Origin of the sequence: Rhodococcus sp. 66b (assembly GCF_002076325.1) — a bacterium.
Lineage (GTDB): Bacteria > Actinomycetota > Actinomycetes > Mycobacteriales > Mycobacteriaceae > Rhodococcus_F > Rhodococcus_F erythropolis.
On record NZ_MUZB01000002.1, the window covers coordinates 119,237 to 145,858 of the forward strand.

Here is a 26,622-nt window from a genome sequence, read left to right on the forward strand (position 1 = left end):
AGCCCTCTCTCCTCGCCTCGCTCGAAAGAAGAATACTTCGGGTCAGCGACCGCTGCTGCGGACCCCGAGGAGTACGTCGTCCCACGAGGGAAGAGCAGGCCGTCCGCGCTTGTCCTTGGTCTGCGTCTGCTGCGGAGCGGTTTTCGGGGTCACGTCCGGTGCAGGCTCGGGAACCTCTTCGTCGACGACGGTTTCCGGCTCGACAGCAATCGGCTCGGGCGCCACGATTCGTTCAGCCACCACCGTCCGCTCGGAAACTGCTGTCCGCTCGGAAACTGCTGCGGGCTCCGGCTCGATCTCCGCCACCGGTTCGACGTCGAATCGGGACAGTTCAAGCTGCTGCGGCTCGTTCGAAACCACCGGTACCAGGCCGCGGAGCGGGCGACCGAAGTCGGGATCGATCAAGTCGAATGCCGCGTCGTCGAGTGCGACGATCGTTCCGCCGTGCGCGTCGGGCTGGTAGCGCCAGTGTGCGGCGTTGGTGGTGCGGCCGGCCTGCCACTGCAACTGCGCGACCCACTGATTGTCCTCGTCGCGCCAGGCATCCCAGGTGGCCTCGTCGATGCTGTGGCCGCGGGCGCGGAATGCGTGGGTCACGATTTCGGAGAGGGTGGGAACTGTCGGGCCGTTGTCACGCACCGGGTGTCCGCCCTGCGCCATTTCCGCGGCGCGGGAACGCTCGAGCAGAACGGGGTACGCAAAGCGCTCGACCTTGCTGATGGGGATCTTCGCTTCTTCGGCGACCTGCTCTACGGAAGCACCGGAACGAATGCGCGCCTGAATTTCGCGGGGACGGAGTTGGCTTTCCATTTCGATCTCAATCTGGCCGAGTCGAGCCACGTCTCCGCGGGAAGCTGCACGAAGTTTGTCATCGGCGGGAAGCCGGAATTTCTGGCCGGTTTCAGCATCTGCGCACACCACATGCGATCCATCGGGTTCAAGTCCGATCACTCGAAGCTCTCGCACATTGACCTCCTTATCGCGCCGGCTCGCGACTTTGCGCCGCGCTCAACTGTAATTCATTCGTGACCATGGACTCGGCAGGACACGCAGGGCGAGATGACCTCGGATCCGACCACCGGTGTGGTAGCTCACAAGGCTTGGCGCAAACGACGCTCGGCCCCCGACATCATGTCGGGGGCCGAGCGGTGAATCAGTATGAAAATCAGCCGAGCTGAGAAACGACCCAGTCGATGCTCTTGGTGAGAGCGGTGACGTCATCGGGGTCGATGGCCGGGAACATGCCGACGCGCAGCTGGTTGCGGCCGAGCTTGCGGTACGGCTCGGTATCGACGATTCCGTTGGCGCGCAGGATCTTTGCCACCTCGGCAGCGTCGACGTCGTCGTTGAAGTCGATGGTGCCGACAACCTGCGAGCGGTGTGCCGGATCAGCGACGAACGGCGTTGCGAACTCGCTGGCCTCAGCCCAGTTGTACAGGCGCGAGGACGAATCCGCGGTGCGAGCGGTGGTCCAGTCGAGGCCGCCGTTGCTGTTCATCCACTCGATCTGGTTGGCGAAGAGCAACAGGGTGGCCAGGGCCGGGGTGTTGTACGTCTGATCCTTGGAGCTGTTGTCCACGGCGATGGGCAGCGAGAGGAAGTCAGGAGTCCAGCGTCCCGAATCCTTGATCTCCGCGACGCGCTCGAGGGCGGCCGGGCTCATGAGCGCGATCCACAGTCCACCGTCTGCAGCGAAGCACTTCTGCGGAGCGAAGTAGTAGACGTCCGAATCGGCGACGTTGACCGGAAGTCCACCGGCGCCCGAGGTGGCGTCGATGGCGATCAGAGCGTTCTCCGAACCCGCGGGACGCGAGACGGGGATCGACACACCGGTGGAGGTCTCGTTGTGCGCCCAGCCGATGAGATCGACGGACGGGTCGGAGACCGGCACCGGTGCGCTGCCCGGATCGGCGGAAACGACGATCGGGTCACCGATGAACGGGTTGGCCTTGGCGACCGAAGCGAACTTGGAGCTGAATTCGCCGTTGGTCAGGTGCAGCGACTTCTCGCGGATGAGGCCGAATGCGGCCGCATCCCAGAACGCAGTGGTTCCGCCGTTGCCGAGGACGACCTCGTAGCCCTCGGGCAGTGAGAACAGATCGGCGAGGCCGGAACGAATGCTGGCCACAACGTTCTTGACCGGCTTCTGGCGATGGCTGGTGCCGAACACCGAAGCGCCCACCTCGACCAGGGACTGCAGCTGCTCGGGGCGAACCTTGGAAGGACCGCAGCCGAAGCGTCCGTCGGCGGGCTTGAGGTCGGCGGGGATGATCGGTGTGGAGGTCATCGCTTCTTTCTGTTCCTTCACTTGTGTTCTGTACTACCGTGATTGGCGAATTCGAGCGGGGTACTACGCGTGGCTGATCTGGTCCCAGCCCTCGACCGACTCCGGAGTACGGGGCGCCGGGCCGGTGTAGATGGCGGCCGGGCGTACCAGTTTACCGAGACGCTTCTGCTCGAGGATGTGTGCACACCAGCCGGCGGTGCGGCCACAGGTGAACATGGCAGGCATCATGTGCGCGGGAACCTCGGCGAAGTCGAGGATGACGGCGGCCCAGAACTCGACGTTGGTCTCGATCGCGCGATCGGGACGACGCTCACGCAGTTCTGCCAGTGCAGCCTGCTCGAGAGCTGCGGCAGCTTCGTAGCGGGGAGCGTTGAGGCGCTTGGCGGTAGCGCGGAGCACGCGAGCACGGGGATCTTCGGCGCGGTAGACGCGGTGTCCGAAGCCCATGAGCTTTTCCTTGCGGTCGAGGATTCCCTTGACCAGTGCGCGGGCGTCGCCGGTCTTCTCGGTCTCTTCGATCATCGGAAGAACGCGGGCCGGTGCGCCGCCGTGCAGCGGGCCGGACATCGCGCCGATGGCGCCGGAAAGCGAGGCAGCGACGTCGGCGCCGGTGGAGGCGATGACGCGGGCCGTGAAGGTGGAGGCGTTCATGCCGTGCTCGGCTGCCGAGACCCAGTACGCGTCGATTGCCTCGACGTGTGCCGGATCGGGCTCACCCTTCCAGCGAACCATGAAGCGCTCGGTGACCGTCTTGGCCTCGTCGATGCGGCTCTGGGGGACTGCAGGCTGGTAGATGCCGCGAGCGGACTGCGCGACGTACGACAGGGCCATGACGGATGCGCGGGCGAGCTGGTCGCGGGCGGTCTCGTCATCGATGTCGAGGAGCGGCTGGTATCCCCAGATGGGAGCCAGCATCGCCAGTCCGGCCTGGACGTCGACACGGACGTCGCCGGTGTGAATGGGGAGGGGGAAGGGCTCGGCCGGCGGGAGGCCGGGGCCGAAGCGGCCGTCGACGAGAAGGGCCCATACGTTGCCGAAGGTGACCCTCTGGCCGACCAGGTCTTCGATGTCGACACCGCGGTAGCGCAGTGCGCCGCCGTCCTTGTCGGGTTCTGCGATATCGCTGGTGAAGGCGACGACGCCTTCGAGTCCGCTCACAAAATCGTCCGGTATTGCTGCGCTCGCTGCCATTCTCGTGGACTCTCCTCGTTCGAGTGCGCCAGGTCTACAGTCGCACTGCCTCAGCTTCAGTGACTGCGCCTCGGTGCTCGCAGGGATGAGCACGCACCGTGTTTTGTACTGCGCAATCGTCTCGTCCCGATTCGGTTGCTGTCGCTGGTGCGGCTCGCGGTCCGGGTCGGGTCTAGCCACGGCAAACTTTAGCGCGTGCCGCGTAGCCGTTGGCCAGTGAGTACCCGGGAGTAGCGTTCTCGGCTGTGTCGAATGAACGTCAGGACCCGCAGGCGGTGGACAACGAACTCGCGGCCATGCGCGTGGGCTATCCGCAAGCAGGCAGCGAATCGGAGTCCGTCGAGGACCGCATGAGTGCGGAATTGGATACCTCGGTCGTCGAGACCGGTTGGCTGCCCCTCATGCGTCAATGGCTCGTGGACGCCGTCGAAGCTGACGCGCCGGAGCCCAACGCCATGACTCTGTCGACGGTGGACGACGGTGGCCGTCCGGCGTCGCGCACCGTGCTCTGCAAAGGGCTCAGCGAAGACGGTGTCCTCTTCTTCACCAACTACGGATCCGACAAGGCTCGTCACCTCGACGCGCACCCGTACGCGTCGGCCAACTTCACGTGGCTGACCCTTGCCAGGCAGGTGATCGTCCGCGGCACCACCGAGCGCGTGAGTGCTCAACTGACGCAGGAGTATTGGCGAACCAGGCCTCGTGGATCGCAGCTCGGCGCGTGGGCGTCGTCGCAGTCTCGTCCGATCGACTCGCGTGCCGATCTCGACGAGCAACTGCGTGAGGTCGCCGCCCGATTCGGCGTGGACGGTGAAATTCCGGTGCCACCGAACTGGGGCGGGATTCTGATTCGGCCCGAGTCCGTCGAGTTCTGGCAAGGACGCGCCAACCGCATGCACAATCGAGTTCGCACGAGCCTGGTCGACGGACAGTGGTCCGCCGTCCGTCTCCAGCCGTGAGTCGGTTACTCGCGGACACGACTCCGCTCGAGAATCGCGACTATCGACGGCTGTGGACGGCCGGCATCGTCACCGTCATCGGCGCTCAGCTCAGTGTGGTCGCCGTACCGCAACAGGTGTACGAGATCACCCGAAGCTCGGCCTACGTCGGTCTGACGGGAATCTTCGGTCTGGTCCCGCTGGTCGTTTTCGGTCTGTGGGGCGGCGCACTGGCCGACGTCATGGATCGACGACGGCTGTTGATGATCACCTCGATCGGACTCGGTGTCACGTCGGTGCTGTTCTGGATCCAGGCTGCTCTGAACGTGAACAACGTGTGGTTGGTGCTCGGATTGTTCTCGGTTCAACAGGCGTTCTTCGCGGTGAACCAACCGACGCGAGCGGCGATCATCCCTCGGTTGATTCCGGGCAGGCAGTTACCTGCCGCGAACTCGCTGAACATGACTGTCGTGCAGTTCGGTGCAATAGCCGGCCCGCTACTGGCGGGTGTCCTCATACCGTCGGCCGGTCTGCAACTGCTGTACCTGCTCGACTCGATCTTTCTGATCGCCACGTTGTGGGCAGTATGGAAGCTCCCGGCGATTCCGCCGACCGGCACGTCTCGGCGGGCCGGGCTGAGCGAGGTCCTCGGCGGTTTCACGTATCTCGCGACGCAGAAGGTTCTGCTCGCGTCGTTCGTGGTGGACATCATCGCGATGGTGTTCGGGATGTCGCGAGCGCTGTTCCCGGAAATCGCACACGAATCCTTCGGTGACCCCGCCAGCGGCGGTTTTGCGCTCGGACTGCTGTTCGCAGCGATGTCGGTGGGAGCCGTTCTGGGCGGAGTGTTCTCGGGTTGGTTGCCACGGGTTCAGTACCAGGGGCGGGCCGTGCTGGTCTGCATCGCGCTGTGGGGGCTGTCCATGGTCGGCTTCGGCGTAGCGGTGTACTTCGCGAGTCCCGGTTCCAGTGTGATTCTGCTCTGGGTGGCGGTTGCATTCCTGGCATTCGGCGGCGCCGTCGACATGGTCTCGGCCGCATTCCGCAGCACGATGCTTCAGCAAGTGGCAACCGATGACATGCGCGGACGACTGCAGGGCGTGTTCATCGTGGTCGTGGCAGGTGGTCCGCGCATCGGTGACGTCCTGCACGGCGGTGCGGCCTTCCTGTTCGGGACCGGTGTCGCGGCAGCGGGCGGCGGCTTCCTGGTGATTGTCGGTGTTGTCCTTTCTGCCCTCGCATTTCCGGCGTTCGTTCGCTACAAGGTGGGACGCGCCGTCTGACGTCCTGGTTAACCGGTCGCTCGTGGTGGAAACTGGTACGTATGACTGCGCCGCACAGCACGGGTAGGGGAGGGTTCGAGATCCGTGGTGGCGGCTATCGAGCCGAGATCGCCGCGGCCGGTGCCGGGTTGCGGCTTCTCGACCACGAAGGTCCGAACGGTCAGCGCGCGCTGACCGAGACCTGGGCGCTCGGATCGAAGCCACCGCTGTCGGCCGGATTGGTTCTCGCGCCGTGGCCCAACCGAATTCGCGACGGGCACTTCATGTTCGACGGCATCGAGCATCAACTCGAGATCACCGAACCTGCGCTGGGGAACGCGAGCCACGGGTTCGTCCGTCGTCGCAATTGGAGCCTCGTGGACCACACCTACGAGCGCGTCGAACTGTCGGTGGACGTCGGACTGCACAAGGGTTGGCCGTATCCGTTGCAGCTGACGATCGCCTATGAGGTCGGTGCCGACGGGTTGACCGTCACGCATACGGCCACGAACAAGGGTGCGACCTCGTCTCCGTTCGGGCTCGGAATGCACACTTTCATTCGCGCCGGCGACTTTCCGCTCGACGAATGTGCGCTGCATCTGGCCGCAGGCACGCGGTTGCCGATCGATCCGGCGAGGATGCTGCCGAACGCGTATTCGCAGGCAGTCGCCGGTACGGATTACGACTTCCGGGCACCGAGACTGCTCGACGGGGTTCAGTTGGACACGCCGTACAGCGCATTGGACGTCGTCGACGGCAGTGGTCGGACGCAACATGAGCTGCTGGCTCCGGATGGAACGGGCACTGCCCTGTGGACCAACCGCGAGTTCCCGTGGATTCAGGCCTTCATCGCAGATCCCGCCAACGACAAGGGGTATCCCGATCGCGGCCGCGCATTGGCTTTGGAACCGATGACCTGCCCGCCTGACGCCTTCAATTCGGGCATCGACCTCCTGGTGCTTCACCCGGGGCAGACGTGGACGGGTAGCTGGGGCATCAAGGCTCTGTGATCCGGCTCTCATACCGTGGGATCGTGTAACGCCGAGTAGGCATCGGCCGATAACAATCGGTTTTCGGTACCTCGTGTCAGTGCTCCGGACGGTCCGACATTGGTCCCATTCTCGGATTGCTGCCGAGATTTGCAGATCAGTGTGGGTAAATGCGCGATTCCGTAGACTGGAGTACCGGTCACGCGAGTGGGAAAACCCAGCCTGGAACGTGTTTCAGTTTCGGTGGGTATGTCGGGTTCGTGAGTACCCGAAAAATAGCCGTGGAGCGACCCTCCTTCGGCACGATCTCTCCCGTGCGACTAGTTTCTAGTTGATCGCATGTAGTTACTCGTTGGTTCGAGCTTGAGAGGGATCCTTCGTGCCCGCTGACAATGACACAAAGCCCACGCTTACTTACCCCGGTGGTGAGTACACGATGTCCATTGCCAGGGCAACAGAGGGCAATGACGGCATCGAGCTGGGAAAGCTGCTGGCCACAACGGGGTACACCACCCTTGACCCCGGTTTTGTGAACACTGCATCCACCAGTTCTGCAATCACCTACATCGACGGTGAGAAGGGAATCCTGCGTTACCGCGGATATCCCATCGAGCAGTTGGCAGGTAAGTCGACGTTCATCGAGGTCAGCTACCTGCTGATCTACGGCGAACTGCCGACCGACGCCCAGCTCGAGTCCTTCACGGACCGCATTCGTCGACACACCCTGCTCCACGAGGACCTCAAGCGGTTCTTCGACGGATTCCCGCGCAACGCTCACCCGATGCCGGTTCTCTCGTCCGCAGTGAACGCACTGTCGGCGTACTACCAGGATTCGCTCGATCCCGAGGATCCGGAGCAGGTGGAACTGTCCACCATCCGTCTTCTTGCGAAGCTGCCGACCATCGCTGCGTACGCGTACAAGAAGTCCGTCGGACAGCCGTTCCTGTACCCGGACAACTCGTTGAACCTGGTCGAGAACTTCATGCGTATGACGTTCGGCTTCCCGGCCGAGCCGTACCAGGGTGATCCCGAGGTCGCCAAGGCACTCGACATGCTGCTGATCCTGCACGCGGACCACGAGCAGAACTGCTCCACGTCGACCGTGCGCATGGTCGGCTCGTCGGACGCCAACCTGTTCACCTCCGTCTCTGCCGGCATCAACGCACTGTGGGGCCCGCTGCACGGTGGCGCGAACCAGGCAGTGCTCGAGATGCTCGACGAGATCAAGGCCAGCGGCAGCACCGCAGCCGAGTTCGTCCGCAAGGTCAAGAACAAGGAAGACGGCGTGAAGCTCATGGGCTTCGGGCACCGCGTCTACCGCAACTACGATCCGCGCGCTGCGCTGGTCCGCGAAACCGCGCACACCATCCTCGCCAAGCTCGGCGGCGACGACGAACTGCTCAACATCGCAATGCAACTCGAAGAGGCCGCCCTCACGGACGACTACTTCATCGAGCGCAAGCTCTACCCGAACGTCGACTTCTACACCGGCCTCATCTACCGCGCGATGGGCTTCCCGCCGCGCATGTTCACGGTGCTGTTCGCCATGGGCCGTCTGCCCGGCTGGATTGCGCACTGGCGTGAAATGCACGAGGATCCGGCTACGAAGATCGGCCGCCCGCGCCAGATCTACACCGGCTACACCGAGCGTGACTACAGAGACATTACGTCCCGCTGACGCGGACCTAGCGATATTACAACCCGCTAGCTTTCTGCCCCTATATTCGCCTCAACGAGGAGGACCCATGAGTAGCAAGCCCGTAATCGAGTTCCAGGAAGGCCCCGCGCCGACCGATCTGGTCATCAAGGATCTGGTTGTCGGAGAAGGCGCCGAAGCCGTTCCCGGTGGCACCGTCGACGTTCACTACGTCGGAGTCGAGTTCGAGTCCGGTGAAGAGTTCGACTCTTCCTGGAGCCGTGGCGAGTCCATTCAGTTCCCGCTTCGTGGCCTGATCAAGGGTTGGCAGGACGGCATCCCGGGCATGAAGGTCGGCGGACGTCGCCAGCTCACCATTCCGCCGGAGCTGGCATACGGCCCCGCCGGTGCAGGGCACCAGCTTTCCGGCAAGACCTTGGTCTTCGTGATCGATCTGCTGGAAGCCAAGTAATTCACTGTGCGCCTTTATTAACCCCCCGCGGTTAATAAAGGCGCACAGCACAAGCAGCCCCGCACCGTCAGGTGTGGGGCTTTCTTGTGTGGTCAGCTCGCGGTCTTTCGTCGGTAGAGCCAGTTCGACCACACGAATCCCGCGGCGGCGATGCCCAGACACCACGCGAGGGCGATGGCCGCGCTGTTCCCGATCGGCGTGCCCATCAGGAGTCCGCGCACCGTCTCGATGATCGGGGTTACCGGTTGGTGCCGGGCAAATCCCTGCAGCCATGACGGCATGGTCTCAGCCGGTACGAAAGCAGTGCTGACGTAGGGCAGGAACATGATGGCGAAGGTGAATCCGCTTGCAGCCTCCGGGTTCTTGGCCAAGAGCCCCAAAGCTGTCGAGAGGTACGACATGGCAAAGACGAAGGCGACGATCACAGCGGCGACGCCGAGCCAGCGCAACGGATCGCTGGTCGGGCGAAATCCCATGATCAGCGCAACGACGACCACGATCGCCGTAGTCAGGACGTTGCGGACGACGCTGGCCAGTACATGACCGGTCAGGACCGACGACGGAGAGATCGCCAAGGTCCGGAAACGGTCGATGATCCCGTCCTTCATGTCGCTCGAGACGCTGACCGCGGTGGTCGAGGCGCCGAATCCGGCGCACAGAAGGATGATTCCTGGCACGACGTAGTCGATGTACTCGCTACCGGTGTTGATGGCGCCGCCGAAGACGTAGACGAACAGCAGCATGAGCATGACCGGAAGGGCTATCGCGGTGATCATCGAATCCGGACTGCGCAGAACGTGTTTGAGATTCCGGCGGAGCATCACCGCGGAATCGATTGCAATGGTGGAGGTCATCGAACGCTCGCAATCTCGGGTTGGCCTGATCCGGTGAGCGCGAAGAACACGTCGTCCAGATCCGGAGTGTGAACGGAGAACTTCTCGACGGTGATCGACGGATCGTCGATCGAGTCGAGGATGGCTTTGATCGACGGAACCGCCCCGTCGGAAGGGATGTGCAGGGTCAAGGTCTCGGTATTCGAATGCGCCTGCGGCAGTGATGCCGCGGCGAGTTCGAGTTGAGCCAGGTTCTCGAATTGCAGAGCGACATGGCCGCCGGGAACAAGGCGTTTGAGTTCGTCCGGTGTTCCCTCGGCGACGAGGCGACCGCCGCTCAGCACGCCGACTGTATCGGCCAATTCGTCTGCCTCGTCGAGGTATTGGGTGGTGAGGAAGATGGTGACGCCTGACGCTGTAAGTCCTCGAACGATCGACCACATTTCGTGGCGACTCCGCGGGTCCAGGCCGGTGGTGGGTTCGTCGAGAAAGACGACGTCCGGTCGGGCGACGAGGCTCATTGCGATGTCGAGTCGTCTGAGCATGCCGCCCGAGTAGTCGCCGGCGCGTTTGTCGCCGAAGTCCGTCAAATCGAACTGGTCGAGCAATTCCTCGGCACGGCGACGGGAGTTCTTCCGGCCCAGGTGATTCAGTTCGCCCAGTAGGGTCAGGTTCTCGAATCCGGTCAGCAAGGTGTCGACGGCCGCGTACTGCCCCGTCACGCTGATGCGCCGCCGAACGTTCTGTGGATCTCCGGGCAGTGAATGCCCCGCGACCGTGACCTCGCCTCCGTCGAAGGGGATGAGGGTGGTGAGAATTCTTACGGCCGTGGTCTTTCCGGCGCCGTTCGCGCCGAGGAGTGCGTACACCGATCCGGCCGGGACCGACAGGTCGAGTCCACCCAGTACTTGTTGATCGCCGTAGCGCTTACGGAGTCCGCGGACCGAGATTGCTGGGATCGTTCCTGACATCGAGACCTCCAAGTAAGAACTGTGTATGTCATAAACTCGTGTTTATAGCGTACACAGTTCTAGGATGATGGCAAGAGTGAAGAGTGGGAGCTTATGGATCGCGGAGCGCTACCGAGAGCAGTTGAACTGGCCTGGGGATTGGACCAGCCGGGAACGCGGGGTCCCAAGAAGGGGCTCAGTCTCGAGCAAATTCTCGACACCGCGATCGAGTTGGCCGACGCGGAAGGTGTCACGGCTCTGTCGATGGGCCGCGTGGCCAAAGCGCTCGGGTTCACGACCATGTCGCTCTACCGCTACGTGGCAAGCAAAGACGAACTGATCGAACTGATTTCGGATCGGGTGATCGGGCCACCGCCGGTGATTCCCGACGGCGTGACCTGGCGCGTCAAGCTCGAGGCGTGGGCGAATCAGGAGTATGCCACGATGCTGAGTCGACCGTGGTGGCTCAAGCTGCCCATCACGGCTCCGCCGACCGGGCCCAACAACATGGCGTGGCTCGACGCGGGTCTGAGCGCCCTCGACGGTGTCGCCCTGAGTGCCGCGTCGAAGTTCCAGGTGGTGACCAACGTGTCGTTGTTCGTCATCGGCCGCGCCCGATTCTCGGCTGACCTGGCTACTCGTTCAGCGCAGTCGGAAGATGACGACGTCGCATACGGTGCTCTCATTGCTCGTGTCATCAATCGGGAGGAATTCCCCCACCTGAGTGCCGCAATCGAGGAGGGTGGCTTCGAGGACGGCAGCCCGGAGGGTGAGGCCGCCGGCGACGATGCCTTCGATTTCAGTTTCTCGCTTGGCTTACTGCTCGACGGAATCGAGAAGCTGGTGCAGCGGTCAGGACACCAGCGCGGTGGCACTGACGTCGTCGATGATCAGGTCGGTGATCAGCCCGCCCCGTAGTGCGCCCTCCAGCGCGGGCAGTTTTGCTGTTCCGGCGACGATGCACACGCGCCTGGCGACCTTCTCGAAAAGGTCCAGTCGTGGGCCGCTCGCGCGCTCGTTGAGTTCGATTCCGCGGTAGCTTCCGTCTGATCGGAAGAATACGGTTGCGATGTCGCCGACTACTCCGTCGCGTCGAAGTGCTTCTGCTTCATCGGGTTCGAGGTATCCGGCGGTGTAGACGTGACTCGGGACGTTACCGCCCGGTACGCCGATGCTGAAGACTGCCAGGTCCATTCGCTTTTGCATGTCCAGTACGCGTTTGATACTTCGTTCGCGCCACAACTGCTCCCGGGTCTCCGGGTAGTCGAAGAATGCGGGGACCGGAAATCCTTGGGGGAGAGCGCCGTAGGCGTCGGCGATGGTTCTGATGATGTCGCTGGCGTACGAGATTCCGGTGGTGCGAGTGTTCGCTGCGCCGTTGAGTTGCACGACGTACGAGTTGTACGTGCGTTTGGGGGCAAGGTGCTTGCTGACTTCACTGAGAGTGGTTCCCCAGGCGATCCCCATCACCATGTCGCTGTCGAAGAACGACGCGAGCAGGCGTCCGGCAAAGGTTGCGACCTTCTCGAGTCGCTCGAGATCGCCCACCAGTTCCGGCACCGTCACCACGTGGGCACGCACTCCGTATCGTTCCGAGAACTCGCGTTCGATGCGAGGAGCCTGGCCGTGCGGGGTGCTGATCTTGATCTCGACGAGGCCTGAGGTGCGCGCGTAGGTGATCAATCGGGAGACGGTGGATCGGGACACCCCCATGTCGCGGCCGATGGCAGCCATGGTCTGGTCCTGGAAGTAATAGAGGCGTGCGGCCTGAACGGCGTCGGCGATGCGAGGGTCCGCCGGATCGGAGGTAGCGGAGTCGGAAGTGGGAGTTTCCATGGGTTCGTCCTGTCTGCACGTACGTGCAAGAGCACTGAACCGAATCTTATCCGAGTCGGACCAGGTTGAGCCGCTCGATCACGCAAAGTCCCAGAAGTGTGTCTGTTACCCGCGTTACGGTGCGCAAATGACGCATTTGCACATATGTGCACGAGTTATGTGTGAATGTGCAATGGGCTTTACGCTACGGGTGCAGCAATCCAAACTATGACATGCATCACAACGAAGTGAGGGTGGGGATGGAGAAAGCCAAGCGATTGGGGCTTCCAGGCGAGTTGGCAGCCGAGTTCGCCGGAACGATGATCTTGATCTTGTTCGGCGTCGGAGTTGTGGCGCAGGTTGTGTCCGGCGGGAGCGGTGGGGGTCTCGGCGGACACGACAGTATTGCGTGGGCCTGGGGACTCGGCGTCATGTTCGGCATCTATGTCGCAGGCCGGGTGACGGGTGCTCATCTGAACCCCGCAGTGACCTTCGCCTTCGCGATCTTCCGGGGATTCTCCTGGCGCAAGGTGCTGCCGTACACCCTGGCGCAGACCGCTGGAGCCTTTGTCGCCGCGTTGATAGTCCGGTGGAATTACAACGACATGCTCAATGCGATCGATCCCGGACACACAACCGCCACCCAGACGATCTTCTCGACGATGCCCGGAAACGGAACGCTTCCGGTCAGTCTCGGCTCGGCTCTGATCGATCAGATCATCGGCACCGCCATCCTGTTGTTCCTCATCGTTGCAGTCACCGATTCTCGTGGAACTCCGCCGCTCGCGAATCTCGCGCCGTTTGTCGTCGGATTGATCGTGGTGGGAATCGGATTCGCCTGGGCGACCAACGCGGGGTACGCCATCAACCCGGCGCGCGACTTCGGGCCACGACTGGCGTCCTTCATCACCGGCTACGGCAGCGCCTGGCGAGATCAGTACGGGAGCTTGTATTTCTGGGTGCCCATCGTGGGACCCCTGATCGGCGCTCCGATCGGAGTGTTTCTCTACGACAAGCTGGTTGGAAGATTCCTGCCTGACGACGAGTCGGCGGAGGAAGCGACCGAAGAGCCGGCGTCGATACCGGCGTGACCGCGAAACATTATCTCTGACAGTCAATCTCTCGTACTTTCTTTCGATACCAAAGGGGTAGCACGATGACGCAGTTCGTAGCCGCGATAGACCAGGGAACCACCTCCACACGTTGCATGATCTTCGATCACAGTGGGCACGTAGTCGCTGTCGAACAGCACGAGCACACACAGATCTTTCCGCAGGCAGGCTGGGTCGAACACGATCCGATCGAAATTTGGGACAACGTCCGCAACGTCACCGCGGGCGCTTTGGCAAACGCAGACCTGACCGCGGCCGATATCGCGTCCGTCGGCATCACCAATCAGCGTGAGACAGCGGTGGTGTGGGAACGCGCCACCGGAAAACCCGTCTACAACGCAATTGTCTGGCAGGACACACGCACCGATCGAATCTGTACTGCACTCGCCGGCGAGGACGGGCCGAAGAAGTACACCGAAGTCACCGGATTGCCGTTGGCCACGTACTTCTCGGGTCCCAAGGTCAAGTGGATTCTCGACAACGTCGAGGGTGCGCGTGAGAAGGCCGACGCAGGAGAGTTGTGCTTCGGCACGATGGACACCTGGGTGCTGTGGAACATGACCGGCGGCGTCGACGGCGGAGTGCACGCAACCGACCCCACCAATGCGTCGCGCACCCTGTTGATGGATCTCGACACTCTCGCTTGGGATTCGGCGATCTGCGCCGACATGGGCATCCCCGAATCGATGCTCCCCGAGATTCGCAGCTCGTCCGAAACCTTCGGATTCGTACGCGAACGCGGAACGTTGTCCGGCGTCCCGATCGCCGGAATCCTCGGCGATCAGCAAGCAGCGACTTTCGGTCAGGCCTGCCTCTCACCCGGAGAAGCGAAGAACACCTACGGAACCGGCAACTTCGTGCTCCTCAACACCGGCACCGAAAAGGTGATGAGCAAGAACGGTTTGTTGACTACGGTCTGTTACAAGATCGGTGAGCAGCCAACGGTTTACGCGCTGGAAGGATCGATCGCCGTGACCGGTTCGCTGGTCCAGTGGCTTCGGGACAACCTCGGCATGATCGACAACGCGGCCGACATCGAGGTCAACGCGCGCTCTGTGGACGACAACGGTGGCGCGTACTTCGTGCCTGCGTTCTCGGGTCTGTTCGCACCGCACTGGCGCGCGGATGCCCGCGGTGCCATCGTCGGTCTGACCCGGTTCGTGAACAAGGGGCACCTTGCCCGGGCGGTACTCGAAGCGACTGCGTACCAGAGCCGTGAGGTGATCGAGGCGATGAACCTCGACTCGGGTGTCGACTTGAAGGTACTCAAGGTCGACGGCGGAATGGTCGCGAACGAACTCCTCATGCAATTCCAGGCCGATCTGCTCGACGTCGAGGTGATCCGCCCTGTCGTTGCGGAGACCACGGCATTGGGCGCTGCGTACGCCGCTGGTCTCGCGGTCGGGTACTGGGAGAGCGAGGACGACATTCGCAGCAACTGGGCGAAGGACAAGAGCTGGACGCCGTCGATGGATTCGGCCGAGCGTGAGCGGCTGTACGCAGGCTGGCAGAAAGCCGTCACTCGGACACTCGACTGGGTCGACGCAGACTGATAGCGGCGCCCGAATTTCTACCTATTTTCAAGTGAAGGAACCCTTTTCATGAGCACAGCACAAGCATTGAGTCCGTCCTCGCGGGCGGAGTCGCTGAAGAAGTTGGAAGAAACCGAACTCGACGTCCTGGTCATCGGCGGTGGCGTGGTCGGCGCGGGTAGCGCGCTCGATGCCGCAACTCGTGGTCTGAAGGTGGGCTTGGTGGAGGCTCGTGACTTCGCGTCCGGAACCTCGAGCAGGTCCAGCAAGTTGTTCCACGGCGGACTGCGTTACCTGGAGCAGTTCAATTTTGCGCTCGTGTTCGAGGCACTGCGTGAGCGGTCGCTCGTTCTGAACTCGCTGTGCCCGCATCTCGCGAAGCCGGTGCCGTTCATCTACCCGCTCGAGAAGCTGATCGACCGGCCGTACGTCGGTCTGGGCATCGGCGTCTACGACGTGATGGGCGCAGGCCGCGGGGTTCCCTCACACCACAAGCATGTGGGAAAGAAGAAGACTCTCGAGTCGTTCCCTTCCGGAAAGCGCTCTGCTATCAGGGGTTCGGTCAAGTTCTACGAGGGCCAGGTGGATGACGCCCGCCACACGATGATGCTGGCGCGCACAGCAGCCGAATACGGCGCACTGTGCGTCAACAGCACCCGCGTAATCGGTTTTCTCCGTGAGGAGGACCGCGTTGTCGGAGTGAAGGCAGTGGATCTGGAAACGGGTCGCGCGTTCGAGATCCGTGCTCGTCAGGTCATCAACGCCGCCGGGGTCTGGACCGACGAGATCCAGGAAATGGTCGGTGGGCGAGGGCAATTCCAGGTTCGCGCTTCGAAAGGTGTGCACCTGGTCGTCCCGCGAAACCGCATCAACTCCTCTACCGGAATCATCACGCGGACCGAGAAGAGTCTGCTGTTCGTGATCCCGTGGGGAAGCCACTGGATCATCGGTACGACGGACACCGACTGGAACCTCGACCTCGCGCATCCGGCAGCGAGCCGAAGCGATATCGACTACATCCTCGGACATGTCAACAAGCTGCTCCAGGACGAGTTGACGCACGAGGACGTTGTCGGTGTGTACGCGGGACTGCGTCCGTTGTTGTTCGGCGAATCGGACTCGACCAGCACTCTCTCGCGTGAGCACGCGGTGTCGAGTCCGGTTCGAGGGTTGACGGTGGTCGCCGGTGGCAAGTACACGACCTACCGCGTGATGGCCAAGGACGCAGTCGATTCCGCGGTACACGGACTCGAACAGAAGGTGCCGAAGTCCTGCACCGAGCGTATCCAGCTGGTGGGTGCCGATGGCTATTTTGCCGCACACAACAATCGGCATCTCACCGCTGAGCGCACCGGGCTCCACGTTTCGACCATCGAGCACCTACTCGGGCGGTACGGCACTTTGGCTGACGAGTTGTTCGAACTCATCGAGGCGAGGCCTGAACTGGGGCAGCCGTTGGACTCCGCCCCTGAGTACCTCAGGGCGGAGATTCACTACGCCGCGAGTCACGAGGGTGCGCAGCATCTCGACGACATCCTCACCCGTCGTACCCGCATCTCCATCGAGGTGACCGACCGCGGCGACGCGGCAGCCGCGGAAGTAGCCGAACTGGTTGCGCCGGTGCTGGGTTGGACTCCGGAGCACATTGCCGAGGAGATCGAACACTACCGGTTGCGTGTTGCAGCCGAGCGGGAATCGCAGGAGCAGCCCGATGACCTGACCGCTGATGCGGCGCGCCTTGGTGCACCGGACGTTCGCACCGGAGTCACTGTCGGACAGGTTTGAACCTGAGACACCACTGATCGGCCGGGGCTCTGCGTCCCGGCCGATCGGCCGAACTGGCTCGGTGTCAATCGAACTCGTCTGACGGGCATTCGGGGAGGTCGATCGTCACCACAGCGCCGCCGTTCGGATGGTTCGAGAAGTTGATACGAGCGCCGATGACCGCCGCTTGCCCGACTACGATCGTCAAGCCGAGGCCCAGGCCCGAGTTCGGGCCGCGTTCGACGCAATCGGTCTGAAATCTCTTCGGCCCCTGACGAAGCCACTCTTCAGTGAACCCGCTGCCCCGATCCCGCACCGTGATGCGGGAGTGGTCGACGTCGACATTGATCGGCGGCTTTCCGTGATTTTGTGCATTCAAGATCAGGTTGGCGATGATCCGCTCGAGCCGACGTGCGTCGGTGTACGACACAGGCGTCCGGTGAACTCTCACTTCGCACTCCACCCCGGTGGTGGAAATCGCGTGGTGAACCACCGGTGCCAGTTCCACCGATTGGATGTCAGCCTGCTCGGACGTGGTGTCGAGGCGGGCCACTTCGATGACGTCCTCGGCAAGCCTCCTGAGTTTATGGACGCCGTCGCGCACTAATTCGGTAGGCCTACCTGGCGGCAGAAGCTCTGCGGCGCCGACCAGTCCGGAGATGGGTGTTCTGAGATCATGCGCGATGTTGGCTGTCACGCGCTTCTCGGCGTCCAATTGTCCCCGCAGCGCATCCGACATTGCGTCGACCGCATCCGCCAGCTCGGTGATCTCGTCGTCGAAAAGCGACCAGGTGACCGAGCGGACGCGGATGTTCGCTCCGGTGGACACTTTGCGAGCCGCACGGGCGGCCGAGCGCAATCGGTACGACATCGCGAGTCCAAGCAGCACACCCAGGACGGCACCCGCTGCGATCACTGCGATGGTGGCGTTGCGAAGTGTCCGATCGACGCTGGCGATCGATTCCCGCTGCGCGGTGTACGGGACGCGAATCGCCACCACCTGAGTGTTGACGTCGGCAGCAGCCCAGACAAATGGCTGGTCCCCGCTGTTGACAAGGTAGGTGGCACGTTTGCCGCCCGCCACGGCCTGACGCAACTCTTCCGGAACGTCGAGACCATCTGTGGTGGCGCGGAACAGCGCACGCATGCTGCCCGTTTCGTCCTGCAGCACCAGTTGGAGATTGCGATCAGCTGCCGCCCGCGCTGCATCCTCTTGGTTGTGTGAAAAGGTTTGATGCATCACGGTACTGAGCGTGATCGAGGCGACGGCAATCACGAACGTGATGGCCGCCGCGATCTTCCACTGAAACGACAACCGCCTCCCGGTGGACGGGAGCTTGGCGGCGAGATCCCGCGATCTCACCGATGGTTGTCCATCGTGTAGCCGAACCCCCGGACGGTTCGGATCTGTTCGGAGCCGATCTTCGTGCGCAATCGCTGAATGTGAACGTCGACGATGCGCGTATCGCCGCCCCAGTCGTAATCCCAGACGTCCGAGAGCAGTTCGGAGCGAGACCAGACTTTGCGCGGCACACTCACCATGATCAGGAGCAGCTTCATTTCAGTGGGGGTGAGTGCCACTTCGGCGCCCGAACGCGTGACGGTCACCAACTCGCGATCGATCTCCAGATCGCCGAGAGTCACGATGTCTTTCTCCGTACCGGAATGGGATTCGACCCGCCGGAGCACACTTCGGATACGGGCCACCAGGACACCGCTGTCGAAGGGCTTGGTGACGTAGTCGTCGGCACCGGCTTCCAATCCGAGAACGATGTCGACCGGGTCGTCGCGCGCGGACAGCATGATGACCGGCACCGACAGTTCCTCACGAATGCGTCGGCACAGGCTGATTCCGTTCAGGTCGGGAAGCATCACGTCGAGGACGGCGATATCCGGCTTGGCGTCGACCGCCAAATCCATTCCAGTCAACCCACCCGATGCGGTGATCACCCGAAACCCGTTGCGTTCGAGATTCAATTGCGTTGCTTCGCGGATGACAGCGTCGTCTTCGACCAGCAAAATCAACGGATCGGTCATCGGCCTTCGCTTTCATGGGAACGGAACACTCTCAAACCCTTCACCGGTCCACTTGTATGCAGTCGACGATTGACAGAACTCCGGAATGCCGGGGTCTTTGCACAGGTCGACCATGACCGACAATCCTCCGGTTGAGCCGACGACGTAGCGTCCTGGGTCTTGCACTCCGAAGACTTTGTGAGCGCCCGACTCGTCGATCTGGTAGACGAATCCGGCGACCATGAAGCTGACCGGTGGGGCCGGTCGTCCCCAGATGCCGACAGACTCGCAGGTGAAGACATTGACGACGGCATCTTGCCAAACGGCGTCCGTCACGTGGGAGTACCGGATTTCGAAGGGGAAGTTCGCATCCCCGCACAGTCGGAGACTGTCCTTGACCGCATCGGACACTTCCGGGTCTGCTCTGAGGAGGGCAACAGGATCGATGCTCAAGCCCTGTGAGAGATCCGAGGGGTCGAGTGATGCTGCGATATTCGGAGTGGGTTCTGATTCAGGCTCGGTGGAACAGGAGGCGAGAGCAAACGCGACCGGCAGGCAAAGACCGGCGAGCATCGCGCGGCGACGGCGATCAATCACGGATGAACTCCGTTCCATCCCAGTGGAACTCGGTTCGCAGCGGCGGACGCGGGCAACATTCGAACTCCGGTGGTCGCGGATCCGTTTCCAGGACAGACAAACTCGCGGCGCGCTGACCGCTGACGATGAATTTTCCGCGCTCTTCGACGGAGAACAGGCGCTCACCCAGTTCGGGATTGTCTTCACTCGAACCGGCCTTGCCGCTGCGGTAGACGTAGCCGGCGAGGTTGACCGAAATCGATACTCCGGTCCCGGGTTGGTGGGCAGGTTGGCACGGATACACATTCATGACGACCAGTTCGGTCTCCGGCACGATACGAGGTGCGCCTGGATCGAGAAGGATGGATCCGACAGAGATCGGATACCAATCAGGGCACGATCGGAGTTCTGTCTTCACGCCTTCCGACACCCCGGGGTCGTCGAGAAGCGCACGGCCCAGCCTCGAATTCTCGGCAACCCGTCTGGCCAGGTCGGCGGGCTGTGTGACGGACAATCCGGTGGAAGCGACATCGCCTTCGATCACAACACCCTGGGTGGACCCGCATCCGGTGATCACGGACGCTCCGACGGCCGCTGTCGCGAGTGCCGTACCGAACAGCCTGCGAGTGCGGCCTGTTCGGCCCTCGCAGATCTCATTCCGATACAACACTTTCCCCTCCCCGGCCGGTGCGAACTGTCTCATCGGCATGCGCACTTTTCATAGGATCACACGTGATCTCGATATCGGCGTTTCGCCACCCACCGTTACGTAATCGTATGAATGTCGGGACCGTTGAGAGTTGGTACGCGACCGCCGGAATTCTGTTACGAAACCGATGGAATCAGGCTTTTAGAGTGAGTCACGTCGATGTTCGCCATTTGAGGTGAACGGACCCGAATTTCTGTATCGAGGAGCGTGAGAGCACATGCCTGATGTTTTGCTGACCAACAAGTCTCGGCGCCTGCGAGTGTTCCTTGCCGTACTGACGATCGGAAGCGCGTGCGCCATGACCGCGTGTTCGAGTGAAGACACCACTGCACCTGAAAACGGTTCGACGGCTACGTCAGTGGTCGCGGCGTCCGCGACCACACCCCCGCTGACCACGGTGGCACCTACGTCGGAGACAGTCGAAAATTCGAATTCGGCCGGCAGCGCGGACGAATCCACCCCGGGAGTCCCGGCGGGTGGAGCAGCACCGGCCTGGACGCCGGTCTCGGCCAGCACAGTTGCCCCTGCGGCCCCTGGTCCGGCTACCGGGTCGACCAAGTGCACCGATCAGATCAACTATGCGGGCGATCCTCGTTCGAATGCAGAGATCAACAGCATCGGAGAGCAGATGGGTTCATGCCCGGCCCCGCTCCCATCCGGTGCCGTCGAACCCCCCGAGAAGTGCACTGACCAGATCAACTACGGCGCTGACCCTCGTTCCAACGCCGAGATCAACATCATCGGGGAACAAACCGGGATCTGCCCCGAGCCGATACGCCCCTAGCGAGCTCGAAACCTGAGCAGTAGTCGGGAATTCGACCAAGGGTGGAACCAGGGGGAGATCGGAATGACAAGCAGGGCAGGTGGACGTTCGATCGACGGTGTTGCCGACGATGCGTCCCGAGGGGATCGTGACGCGATTGCGGAACTCCTTCAACGCATCGTGCCTCTGGTGACGCGGCGCTGTCGTGCCGAATTGCGACCGGTCGACGCTGACCGTATTGCCGTCGGCATTTGCGGTTCCGTCCTGGCCGATATCCAGCGACGACGCCGCGCCGGAGAAGCGTTCCTCGCGCATCTGTACGACGCGATCAGTCGCGAAATCGATTCGCTACCCGCATCCAGTCGACTCACTCTGCCGTTCGGCGATCTGTCGGCCGTCGAACGCAATGTCTTGGTAGCTCGCATCGTTGTCGGTTTCGACGTGCGCGAGACGGCGCTGTCACTGAGAACAACAACGAGCGCCGTCGAACTCGTACAACACCGCGCGCTGTCCAAGATCAGACGCGGCAGCCTCAGCGGCGCCTGAGTCAACGCTCGAAAGTCAACAGCTGCAACCCTTCGCAACTCCCGGCAACCTCACGCAACTCTTTCTCTTCGCCCGTGACCTACACGACACTGCATGGCGACGAGTGATCGAGAACGAGGAGTGTGACGGTGGTTCAACGGACGGCGCAGAAGCCGGCAACGTCAGGATCGAAAAAGACCGGGGCCAAGCCTCATTCAGGGCTGGACCGGGATGCATTGCTGAAGGCGTACGAGAAGATGTCGCGCATCCGCGCGTTCGAGGATCGATTGCACGAAGAGAATGCAACCGGTGACATCCCCGGCTTCATTCACCTCTACTCGGGCCAGGAAGCCATCGCGGTGGGAGTGTGCGAGAACCTGAGCGACGCCGACTACATCGGATCCACTCACCGCGGTCACGGGCACTGCATCGCCAAGGGCTGCGATCTGAACGGCATGATGGCCGAGATCTTCGGCAAGGACGACGGCTTGTGCCGCGGTAAGGGTGGGTCGATGCACATCGCCGACCTGTCCGTGGGAATGCTGGGTGCCAATGCGATTGTCGGCGGAGCACCGTCGTTGGCGATCGGCGCTGCACTGAGTGGCAAGACACTTCGAAACGGCGTCATCGCAGCGTCGTTCACGGGAGACGGTGGATCCAACCAGGGAACCGTCTTCGAGGCGATGAACATGGCTGTGGTGCTGGATCTTCCGATCGTCTTCGTGATCGAGAACAACGGATTCGGTGAAGCAACAGGAACCGACTACGCGGTGGGCGCACCCGACATCGCCGCCCGCGCTGCATCCTTCGGAATGCCTGCCGTCAAGGTGGACGGCACCGACTTCTTCGCGGTCTACGACGCGATGGCGGAAGCATCCGAGCGAGCCAGGACCGGCGGTGGCCCCACCACGATCGAGGCGGCCGCATTCCGTTGGCACGGCCACTTCGAGGGTGACGCGCAGCTGTATCGCACGGCGGAACAGGTTGCGCAACTACGGGAAACCAAGGATCCGCTCAAGAATTTCCGTAGCAGTGTGGATGCGAAGAAGGTCAGCACCGCTGATCTGGACGCGGTGGACGAGCAGTCGCGAGTGCTGGTGGACGAGGCGGTGGCGAAGGCGCGCGCCGCAGCGTACCCACCAGTCGAAAATCTGCTGACCGATGTCTACGTGTCGTACTGAGGAGCCCGAGATGACAAGCGTGGAAGCCACAAACGTGTCGAAGAAGACCTACCGCGAGGCCGTCAAAGAGGCCATCGCTCAAGAAATGCAACGAGATCCGAGCGTCGTCCTGATCGGTGAGGACGTACGCGGTGGGCATGCCGGTACCAATCCCGATCTGGAGACGAAGAAGATCGAGGCATTCGGCGGTGTCCTGGGTGTCACCAAGGGATTGTGGACGGAGTTCGGATCGGAGCGTGTAATCGATACCCCGATCACCGAATCCGCGATCATCGGAATGGCTGCCGGAGCCGCACTGACCGGACTGAGGCCGGTCGCCGAGCTGATGTTCATGGACTTCTTCGGAGTCTCCTACGACGCGCTCTACAACCAGGCTGCCAAGTTCCGCTACATGTTCGGTGGCAAAGCCAGAACTCCGCTGGTGGTGCGAGGAATGATCGGCGCCGGCTTCTCCGCCGCTGCGCAGCACTCTCAGTCTCCGTACAACGTGTTTGCTGCGGTGCCTGGCCTGAAAGTGGTCGCTCCGTCCAACGCCTACGACGCCAAAGGCCTTCTCATCCAGGCTATTCGGGACGACGATCCTGTTGTGTTCTGCGAGCACAAGGTGCTCTACGACCTCAAGGGCGAGGTGCCGGACGAGCCGTACGCGATTCCGTTCGGCGTCGCCAACTACACCAGGCAGGGCGACGACGTCACGATCATCGCTTTGTCCGCAATGGTGAACCGCGCCAATGACGTAGCGGACAAGCTGGCCGCCGAGGGTATTTCGGTCGAGGTTGTCGATCCTCGTACCGTCTCACCATTGGACGAGGACGGCATCCTCGAATCCGTCGCATCGACCGGACGCGTCGTGATCGTCGACGAATCCGCCGCCCGCTGCGGTTTCGGGCACGACGTGGCCGCGCTGATCGCCACCAAGGGATTCAACTACCTGAAAGCGCCGATCGAACTGATCACGCCGCCACATACTCCGGTTCCGTTCTCACCGACCCTCGAAACTGCCTGGCTGCCTGACGCTGCGCGCATCGAAGAGTCGGTTCGCAAGCTGGTGAGAGCCTGATCATGGCTGACATCAAAGCTATCGACATCCCCAAATGGGGGCTCTCCATGGAGGAGGGGTTGGTCAACGCGTGGCTCATCGAGGAAGGTGACTCGTTCACCAAGGGCCAGTTGATCTGTGAGATCGAGACCAGCAAGATCACCAACGAGCTGGAGGCGCCGTTCGACGGTGTTCTCCGCAAGATCGTCGGCATACCGGGGCAGACTCTGCCCGTCGGTGCCGTGATCGGTGTGTCCGCCGATGCGTCCACGACGGATGCGGAGATCGAGCAGTTCCTCGCCGCTCGCGGCGCAACCGCGCCGGCGGAAGAGCCGGCACCGTCACCAGCTGCCGAACCGGAGGCTCCCGCGACACCTACGGCTACGCCCGCTGCGAAGGTGGTTGTTGCAGCGAAACCTGCACCAACCGGTTCCACCGTCGTACCGAGTGTTCTGCAGGGCACGACGCAGAGCGACGTGTTTGCGAGTCCTCGAGCACTCCGACGTGCCGAAGCGCTCGGAATCGATCTCGCCGCCGTAGTGGGTACCGGCCCACTCGGGCGGATCAGTGTCCGAGACATCGACGACGCGATTCGTGACGCCGGTGGCACTGTTGCGACAGTAGCGCCGGCCACGAGATCCGGCCTCCCGCTGCGATCAACCGCCGACGACAGTGCCGTGCCTGCCACCCCGGTCGCACGCAGAACTGCCCGATCGCTGGGCGTAAACCTGCACGATTGCCGTCCGACAGGCTCGCGGGGACGCGTCTGCGTCGCCGACGTGCACGACGCCGCTCGTTCCGCGCAGCTCCTGCCAGAAGCGGCGGCTCAGACGGGAACCATTGCCGTCGAACCCGAGTACGACACAATTCCGTTCACGCCCATGCGATCGGCAATCGCGGGCAGGTTGCAGGCGTCCAAGCAGCAGGCTCCCCATTTCCGGCTCACGGCGGATCTCGAGCTCGATGCGCTCCTCACTCTGCGCAAGGAGATCAATTCGACTGTCCCGGCGGTCAAGCTGTCGGTCAACGACTTCATCGTGAAGGCCTGCGCGGCTGCGCTGATGAAGGTGCCGGACGTGAACGTCCAGTTCGATGCCGCGAACGAATCGGTTCTTCGATTCGCGTCGGCGGATGTCTCGGTGGCAGTTGCACTTCCGACCGGACTGATCACGCCCATCGTGCGTAGTGCGAACACCAAGTCGTTGGCGGACATCTCCGGTGAGGTGCTCTCGTTGGCCACCAAGGCGAAGACCGGCAAACTCCGTCCCGAAGAATTCCAAGGCGGAACGTTCACGGTGTCCAACCTCGGCATGTTCGGGATCAAGGCATTCGACGCGATCATCAACCCGCCCCAGGGAGCGATCCTCGCCGTAGGTGCGGGGGAGAAGCGGGCCGTGGTGGTCGGCGACAGTGTTTCCGTCCGGACCGTGATGACCGTGACCCTCTCGTGCGATCACCGGGTGATCGACGGAGCCTTGGGCGCGACCTTCCTTCGGGAACTCCAGCGCTTTGTCGCTTCTCCCGCGCTGATGTTGGTGTAAGGGGCTGTGGTGGAAAGCAATACGTCGAAGAAGTACGACGTTCTTGTCATCGGTGGTGGCCCCGGTGGTTACGTGGCGGCGATCCGGGCCGCCCAGTTGGGGTTGAACGTTGCGCTGGTAGAACGTGATCGCCTCGGCGGCATCTGCCTCAACTGGGGTTGTATCCCCACCAAAGCGATGCTTCACGGCGCGGACGTCGCGCATACCTTGAGCGAACTCGACAAATACGGATTCAGTTCGGCGTCTGTCCAGTTCGACATCTCGAAGTTGGTGTCGTTCAGCCGAGGGGTTTCGGAGAAATTGTCCGGCGGTGTTGCCTATCTGATGAAGAAGAATGGCGTAGACGTCATCTCAGGCACCGCGAAGTTGGTGGACAAGGGCGTCGTGTCCGTGGAAGGTCATACCTATCGAGCCGACCACGTGATCATTGCAACCGGCGCCCGGCCGCGTTCGATTCCCGGGGTTGCCCCCGACGGTGATCGGGTGTGGACATATTTCGACGCACTCGTCCCGAAGGAACTACCGAAGTCGCTGCTCGTGATCGGGTCCGGCGCGATCGGAGTCGAATTCGCCAGCCTGTACCGCGATCTCGGCACCGAGGTGACCATCGTCGAGATGGCACCACACATCATGCCGGTGGAGGACGAAGAGATTTCGGCGTTCGTTCGCAGGCAGTTCGAGAAGCGTGGCATCACGATTCACACCGGAGCCTCGGTGTCGGCGGTGACCGTCGGCGCCGACACCGTCGAAGTGAACGTGCAGACGAGCGACGGTGTCCAGGCGGTGACCGTGGACCGGGTATTGGTGGCTGCCGGGATCACCGGCAACGTCGAGGATCTGGGGTTGGAGGCTCTGGGCATCGAGATCGAGCGCGGTGCGATCGTCACCGACCAGTGGTGCCGTACCAGTGCCTTCGGGATCTACGCGATCGGTGACGTCGCGGGCGCTCCATGTTTGGCGCACAAGGCAAGTCACGAAGCTGTCCTGTGCGTCGAAAAGCTGGCAGGCGTGCCCGATGTTCATCCGCTCGATCGCGACTACGTTCCGGGATGCACGTATGCCCGCCCGCAGGTGGCGAGTCTGGGTCTGACGGAGAAGCAGTGCACCGGTACTGGTCGCACGCTGCGGGTCGGACACTTCGACCTGCAGGCGAACGGCAAGGCATTGGCGATCGGCGAGGCCGAAGGCTTCGTCAAGACGATCTTCGACGCCGATACCGGGGAACTGCTCGGCGCGCACATGGTCGGTCCGGATGTGACCGAGCAGATCCAGGGTTTCGGTATCGCCCGATCCCTCGAAGCCACCGGCGATGATCTCGCCGAGGTCGTGTTTGCTCATCCGACGCTCTCGGAGGCAATGCACGAGTCTGTGCTCTCGGCGCTGGGGAGACCCCTCAACGCATGAGCACAGTCCGCGTGCGTGAACGCCGTCCTACGTTCACGCACGCGGACAACTCTGCAACCGGGTGCAACGCTCGCTTTCGATGACCCC

25 protein-coding genes are annotated in these 26,622 nt (G+C 62.5%); 15 read left to right on the forward strand and 10 right to left on the reverse strand.

Annotation, left to right across the window (positions count from 1 at the left end; genetic code table 11):
• Positions 1-42: 42 nt before the first annotated feature.
• From sepH to B0E55_RS03550, 3 genes are all read right to left on the reverse strand, one after another.
• On the reverse strand, positions 43-966 hold the full coding sequence (gene sepH, locus B0E55_RS03540) for a septation protein SepH (protein ID WP_080909108.1): 924 nt from the start codon (positions 964-966) through the stop codon (positions 43-45).
• Between the two features lie 199 nt (positions 967-1,165).
• Positions 1,166-2,287 (reverse strand): phosphoserine transaminase, encoded by a 1,122-nt coding sequence (serC, locus tag B0E55_RS03545; protein WP_007733484.1) that lies wholly within the window; start codon positions 2,285-2,287, stop codon positions 1,166-1,168.
• Between the two features lie 63 nt (positions 2,288-2,350).
• On the reverse strand, positions 2,351-3,478 hold the full coding sequence (locus tag B0E55_RS03550; protein WP_003940025.1) for a citrate synthase 2: 1,128 nt from the start codon (positions 3,476-3,478) through the stop codon (positions 2,351-2,353).
• Between the two features lie 245 nt (positions 3,479-3,723).
• On the opposite strand from B0E55_RS03550, the gene pdxH reads away from it, so the two are divergent.
• From pdxH to B0E55_RS03575, 5 genes are all read left to right on the forward strand, one after another.
• Entirely contained in the window at positions 3,724-4,437 is a 714-nt protein-coding gene (pdxH, locus tag B0E55_RS03555) for a pyridoxamine 5'-phosphate oxidase (RefSeq protein ID WP_007733483.1), read from the forward strand.
• Positions 4,434-5,699 carry an MFS transporter gene (locus B0E55_RS03560; protein ID WP_019744915.1) on the forward strand — a complete coding sequence of 422 codons (1,266 nt, stop codon included), beginning with the start codon at positions 4,434-4,436 and terminating at the stop codon, positions 5,697-5,699. The genes pdxH and B0E55_RS03560 overlap by 4 nt, the downstream gene beginning before the upstream one ends.
• Before the next feature lie 41 nt (positions 5,700-5,740).
• Positions 5,741-6,688 (forward strand): aldose 1-epimerase family protein, encoded by a 948-nt coding sequence (locus tag B0E55_RS03565; protein ID WP_080909109.1) that lies wholly within the window; start codon positions 5,741-5,743, stop codon positions 6,686-6,688.
• Positions 6,689-7,046: 358 nt separating this feature from the next.
• The gene (locus B0E55_RS03570) at positions 7,047-8,345 is read left to right on the forward strand and encodes a citrate synthase (protein ID WP_003940509.1); all 1,299 of its coding nucleotides are present in this window, start codon (positions 7,047-7,049) and stop codon (positions 8,343-8,345) included.
• A gap of 67 nt (positions 8,346-8,412) precedes the next feature.
• Complete coding sequence (locus B0E55_RS03575) at positions 8,413-8,775, forward strand: FKBP-type peptidyl-prolyl cis-trans isomerase (RefSeq protein ID WP_019744913.1); 363 nt, start codon at positions 8,413-8,415, stop codon at positions 8,773-8,775.
• A 92-nt stretch (positions 8,776-8,867) separates the two neighbouring features.
• Here the strand turns inward: B0E55_RS03575 and B0E55_RS03580 are convergent, their stop codons facing one another.
• Entirely contained in the window at positions 8,868-9,629 is a 762-nt protein-coding gene (locus tag B0E55_RS03580; RefSeq protein ID WP_019744912.1) for an ABC transporter permease, read from the reverse strand.
• Entirely contained in the window at positions 9,626-10,579 is a 954-nt protein-coding gene (locus tag B0E55_RS03585; protein WP_080909110.1) for an ATP-binding cassette domain-containing protein, read from the reverse strand. The genes B0E55_RS03580 and B0E55_RS03585 overlap by 4 nt, the downstream gene beginning before the upstream one ends.
• Positions 10,580-10,672: 93 nt before the next feature.
• Here B0E55_RS03585 and B0E55_RS03590 point away from each other — a divergent pair, with 93 nt between their 5' ends.
• The gene (locus tag B0E55_RS03590) at positions 10,673-11,476 is read left to right on the forward strand and encodes a TetR/AcrR family transcriptional regulator (protein ID WP_019744910.1); all 804 of its coding nucleotides are present in this window, start codon (positions 10,673-10,675) and stop codon (positions 11,474-11,476) included.
• On the opposite strand, the gene B0E55_RS03595 is transcribed toward B0E55_RS03590, so the two are convergent.
• The gene (locus tag B0E55_RS03595; RefSeq protein WP_007733475.1) at positions 11,411-12,394 is read right to left on the reverse strand and encodes a sugar-binding transcriptional regulator; all 984 of its coding nucleotides are present in this window, start codon (positions 12,392-12,394) and stop codon (positions 11,411-11,413) included. The genes B0E55_RS03590 and B0E55_RS03595 overlap by 66 nt on opposite strands.
• 239 nt (positions 12,395-12,633) lie before the next feature.
• Here B0E55_RS03595 and B0E55_RS03600 point away from each other — a divergent pair, with 239 nt between their 5' ends.
• The 3 genes from B0E55_RS03600 to B0E55_RS03610 all read left to right on the forward strand — a co-directional run bounded on the left by B0E55_RS03600 (position 12,634) and on the right by B0E55_RS03610 (position 16,802).
• A complete protein-coding gene (locus B0E55_RS03600; protein WP_021345269.1) occupies positions 12,634-13,464 on the forward strand; it encodes an MIP/aquaporin family protein in 831 nt (276 codons plus the stop codon).
• Positions 13,465-13,529: 65 nt separating this feature from the next.
• On the forward strand, positions 13,530-15,038 hold the full coding sequence (glpK, locus tag B0E55_RS03605) for a glycerol kinase GlpK (protein ID WP_020970480.1): 1,509 nt from the start codon (positions 13,530-13,532) through the stop codon (positions 15,036-15,038).
• A gap of 48 nt (positions 15,039-15,086) precedes the next feature.
• The gene (locus B0E55_RS03610) at positions 15,087-16,802 is read left to right on the forward strand and encodes a glycerol-3-phosphate dehydrogenase/oxidase (protein WP_019744907.1); all 1,716 of its coding nucleotides are present in this window, start codon (positions 15,087-15,089) and stop codon (positions 16,800-16,802) included.
• Between the two features lie 64 nt (positions 16,803-16,866).
• Here the strand turns inward: B0E55_RS03610 and B0E55_RS03615 are convergent, their stop codons facing one another.
• Genes B0E55_RS03615 through B0E55_RS03630 form a run of 4 tightly spaced genes read right to left on the reverse strand, consistent with a single transcriptional unit; the run spans position 16,867 to position 20,043 of the window.
• Complete coding sequence (locus B0E55_RS03615) at positions 16,867-18,144, reverse strand: sensor histidine kinase (protein WP_080909111.1); 1,278 nt, start codon at positions 18,142-18,144, stop codon at positions 16,867-16,869.
• Positions 18,141-18,818, reverse strand: a complete 678-nt coding sequence (locus B0E55_RS03620; protein WP_020908777.1) for a response regulator transcription factor — start codon at positions 18,816-18,818, stop codon at positions 18,141-18,143. The genes B0E55_RS03615 and B0E55_RS03620 overlap by 4 nt, the downstream gene beginning before the upstream one ends.
• 12 nt (positions 18,819-18,830) lie before the next feature.
• Positions 18,831-19,394 (reverse strand): hypothetical protein, encoded by a 564-nt coding sequence (locus B0E55_RS03625; protein ID WP_020970477.1) that lies wholly within the window; start codon positions 19,392-19,394, stop codon positions 18,831-18,833.
• Positions 19,387-20,043, reverse strand: a complete 657-nt coding sequence (locus tag B0E55_RS03630; protein WP_020970476.1) for a hypothetical protein — start codon at positions 20,041-20,043, stop codon at positions 19,387-19,389. The genes B0E55_RS03625 and B0E55_RS03630 overlap by 8 nt, the downstream gene beginning before the upstream one ends.
• 256 nt (positions 20,044-20,299) lie before the next feature.
• Here B0E55_RS03630 and B0E55_RS03635 point away from each other — a divergent pair, with 256 nt between their 5' ends.
• The 6 genes from B0E55_RS03635 to lpdA all read left to right on the forward strand — a co-directional run bounded on the left by B0E55_RS03635 (position 20,300) and on the right by lpdA (position 26,535).
• Complete coding sequence (locus B0E55_RS03635; RefSeq protein ID WP_020970475.1) at positions 20,300-20,866, forward strand: hypothetical protein; 567 nt, start codon at positions 20,300-20,302, stop codon at positions 20,864-20,866.
• Between the two features lie 63 nt (positions 20,867-20,929).
• Entirely contained in the window at positions 20,930-21,391 is a 462-nt protein-coding gene (locus tag B0E55_RS03640; RefSeq protein WP_020970474.1) for an RNA polymerase sigma factor SigD, read from the forward strand.
• A 236-nt stretch (positions 21,392-21,627) separates the two neighbouring features.
• Positions 21,628-22,551 (forward strand): thiamine pyrophosphate-dependent dehydrogenase E1 component subunit alpha, encoded by a 924-nt coding sequence (locus B0E55_RS03645; protein ID WP_044479496.1) that lies wholly within the window; start codon positions 21,628-21,630, stop codon positions 22,549-22,551.
• 10 nt (positions 22,552-22,561) lie between these two features.
• Positions 22,562-23,611 (forward strand): alpha-ketoacid dehydrogenase subunit beta, encoded by a 1,050-nt coding sequence (locus tag B0E55_RS03650; protein WP_019744899.1) that lies wholly within the window; start codon positions 22,562-22,564, stop codon positions 23,609-23,611.
• Positions 23,612-23,613: 2 nt separating this feature from the next.
• Positions 23,614-25,131, forward strand: a complete 1,518-nt coding sequence (locus B0E55_RS03655; protein WP_080909112.1) for a 2-oxo acid dehydrogenase subunit E2 — start codon at positions 23,614-23,616, stop codon at positions 25,129-25,131.
• Between the two features lie 6 nt (positions 25,132-25,137).
• Positions 25,138-26,535, forward strand: coding sequence for a dihydrolipoyl dehydrogenase (gene lpdA / locus B0E55_RS03660; protein WP_080909113.1), 1,398 nt, complete (start codon positions 25,138-25,140; stop codon positions 26,533-26,535).
• Positions 26,536-26,622: the final 87 nt, after the last annotated feature.

What these genes read in the sequence shown, in the direction of transcription:
- serC (WP_007733484.1), bottom strand. Translation starts at nt 2,287, where the DNA reads ATGACCTCCACACCGATCATCCCCGCCGACCTCAAGCCCGCCGACGGA.
- B0E55_RS03580 (WP_019744912.1), bottom strand. Translation starts at nt 9,629, where the DNA reads ATGACCTCCACCATTGCAATCGATTCCGCGGTGATGCTCCGCCGGAAT.
- B0E55_RS03575 (WP_019744913.1), top strand. Translation starts at nt 8,413, where the DNA reads ATGAGTAGCAAGCCCGTAATCGAGTTCCAGGAAGGCCCCGCGCCGACC.
- B0E55_RS03655 (WP_080909112.1), top strand. Translation starts at nt 23,614, where the DNA reads ATGGCTGACATCAAAGCTATCGACATCCCCAAATGGGGGCTCTCCATG.
- B0E55_RS03585 (WP_080909110.1), bottom strand. Translation starts at nt 10,579, where the DNA reads ATGTCAGGAACGATCCCAGCAATCTCGGTCCGCGGACTCCGTAAGCGC.
- B0E55_RS03610 (WP_019744907.1), top strand. Translation starts at nt 15,087, where the DNA reads ATGAGCACAGCACAAGCATTGAGTCCGTCCTCGCGGGCGGAGTCGCTG.
- B0E55_RS03590 (WP_019744910.1), top strand. Translation starts at nt 10,673, where the DNA reads ATGGATCGCGGAGCGCTACCGAGAGCAGTTGAACTGGCCTGGGGATTG.
- B0E55_RS03650 (WP_019744899.1), top strand. Translation starts at nt 22,562, where the DNA reads ATGACAAGCGTGGAAGCCACAAACGTGTCGAAGAAGACCTACCGCGAG.
- glpK (WP_020970480.1), top strand. Translation starts at nt 13,530, where the DNA reads ATGACGCAGTTCGTAGCCGCGATAGACCAGGGAACCACCTCCACACGT.
- B0E55_RS03620 (WP_020908777.1), bottom strand. Translation starts at nt 18,818, where the DNA reads ATGACCGATCCGTTGATTTTGCTGGTCGAAGACGACGCTGTCATCCGC.
- B0E55_RS03595 (WP_007733475.1), bottom strand. Translation starts at nt 12,394, where the DNA reads ATGGAAACTCCCACTTCCGACTCCGCTACCTCCGATCCGGCGGACCCT.
- B0E55_RS03635 (WP_020970475.1), top strand. Translation starts at nt 20,300, where the DNA reads ATGCCTGATGTTTTGCTGACCAACAAGTCTCGGCGCCTGCGAGTGTTC.
- B0E55_RS03600 (WP_021345269.1), top strand. Translation starts at nt 12,634, where the DNA reads ATGGAGAAAGCCAAGCGATTGGGGCTTCCAGGCGAGTTGGCAGCCGAG.
- B0E55_RS03640 (WP_020970474.1), top strand. Translation starts at nt 20,930, where the DNA reads ATGACAAGCAGGGCAGGTGGACGTTCGATCGACGGTGTTGCCGACGAT.
- B0E55_RS03565 (WP_080909109.1), top strand. Translation starts at nt 5,741, where the DNA reads ATGACTGCGCCGCACAGCACGGGTAGGGGAGGGTTCGAGATCCGTGGT.
- B0E55_RS03645 (WP_044479496.1), top strand. Translation starts at nt 21,628, where the DNA reads ATGTCGCGCATCCGCGCGTTCGAGGATCGATTGCACGAAGAGAATGCA.
- B0E55_RS03550 (WP_003940025.1), bottom strand. Translation starts at nt 3,478, where the DNA reads ATGGCAGCGAGCGCAGCAATACCGGACGATTTTGTGAGCGGACTCGAA.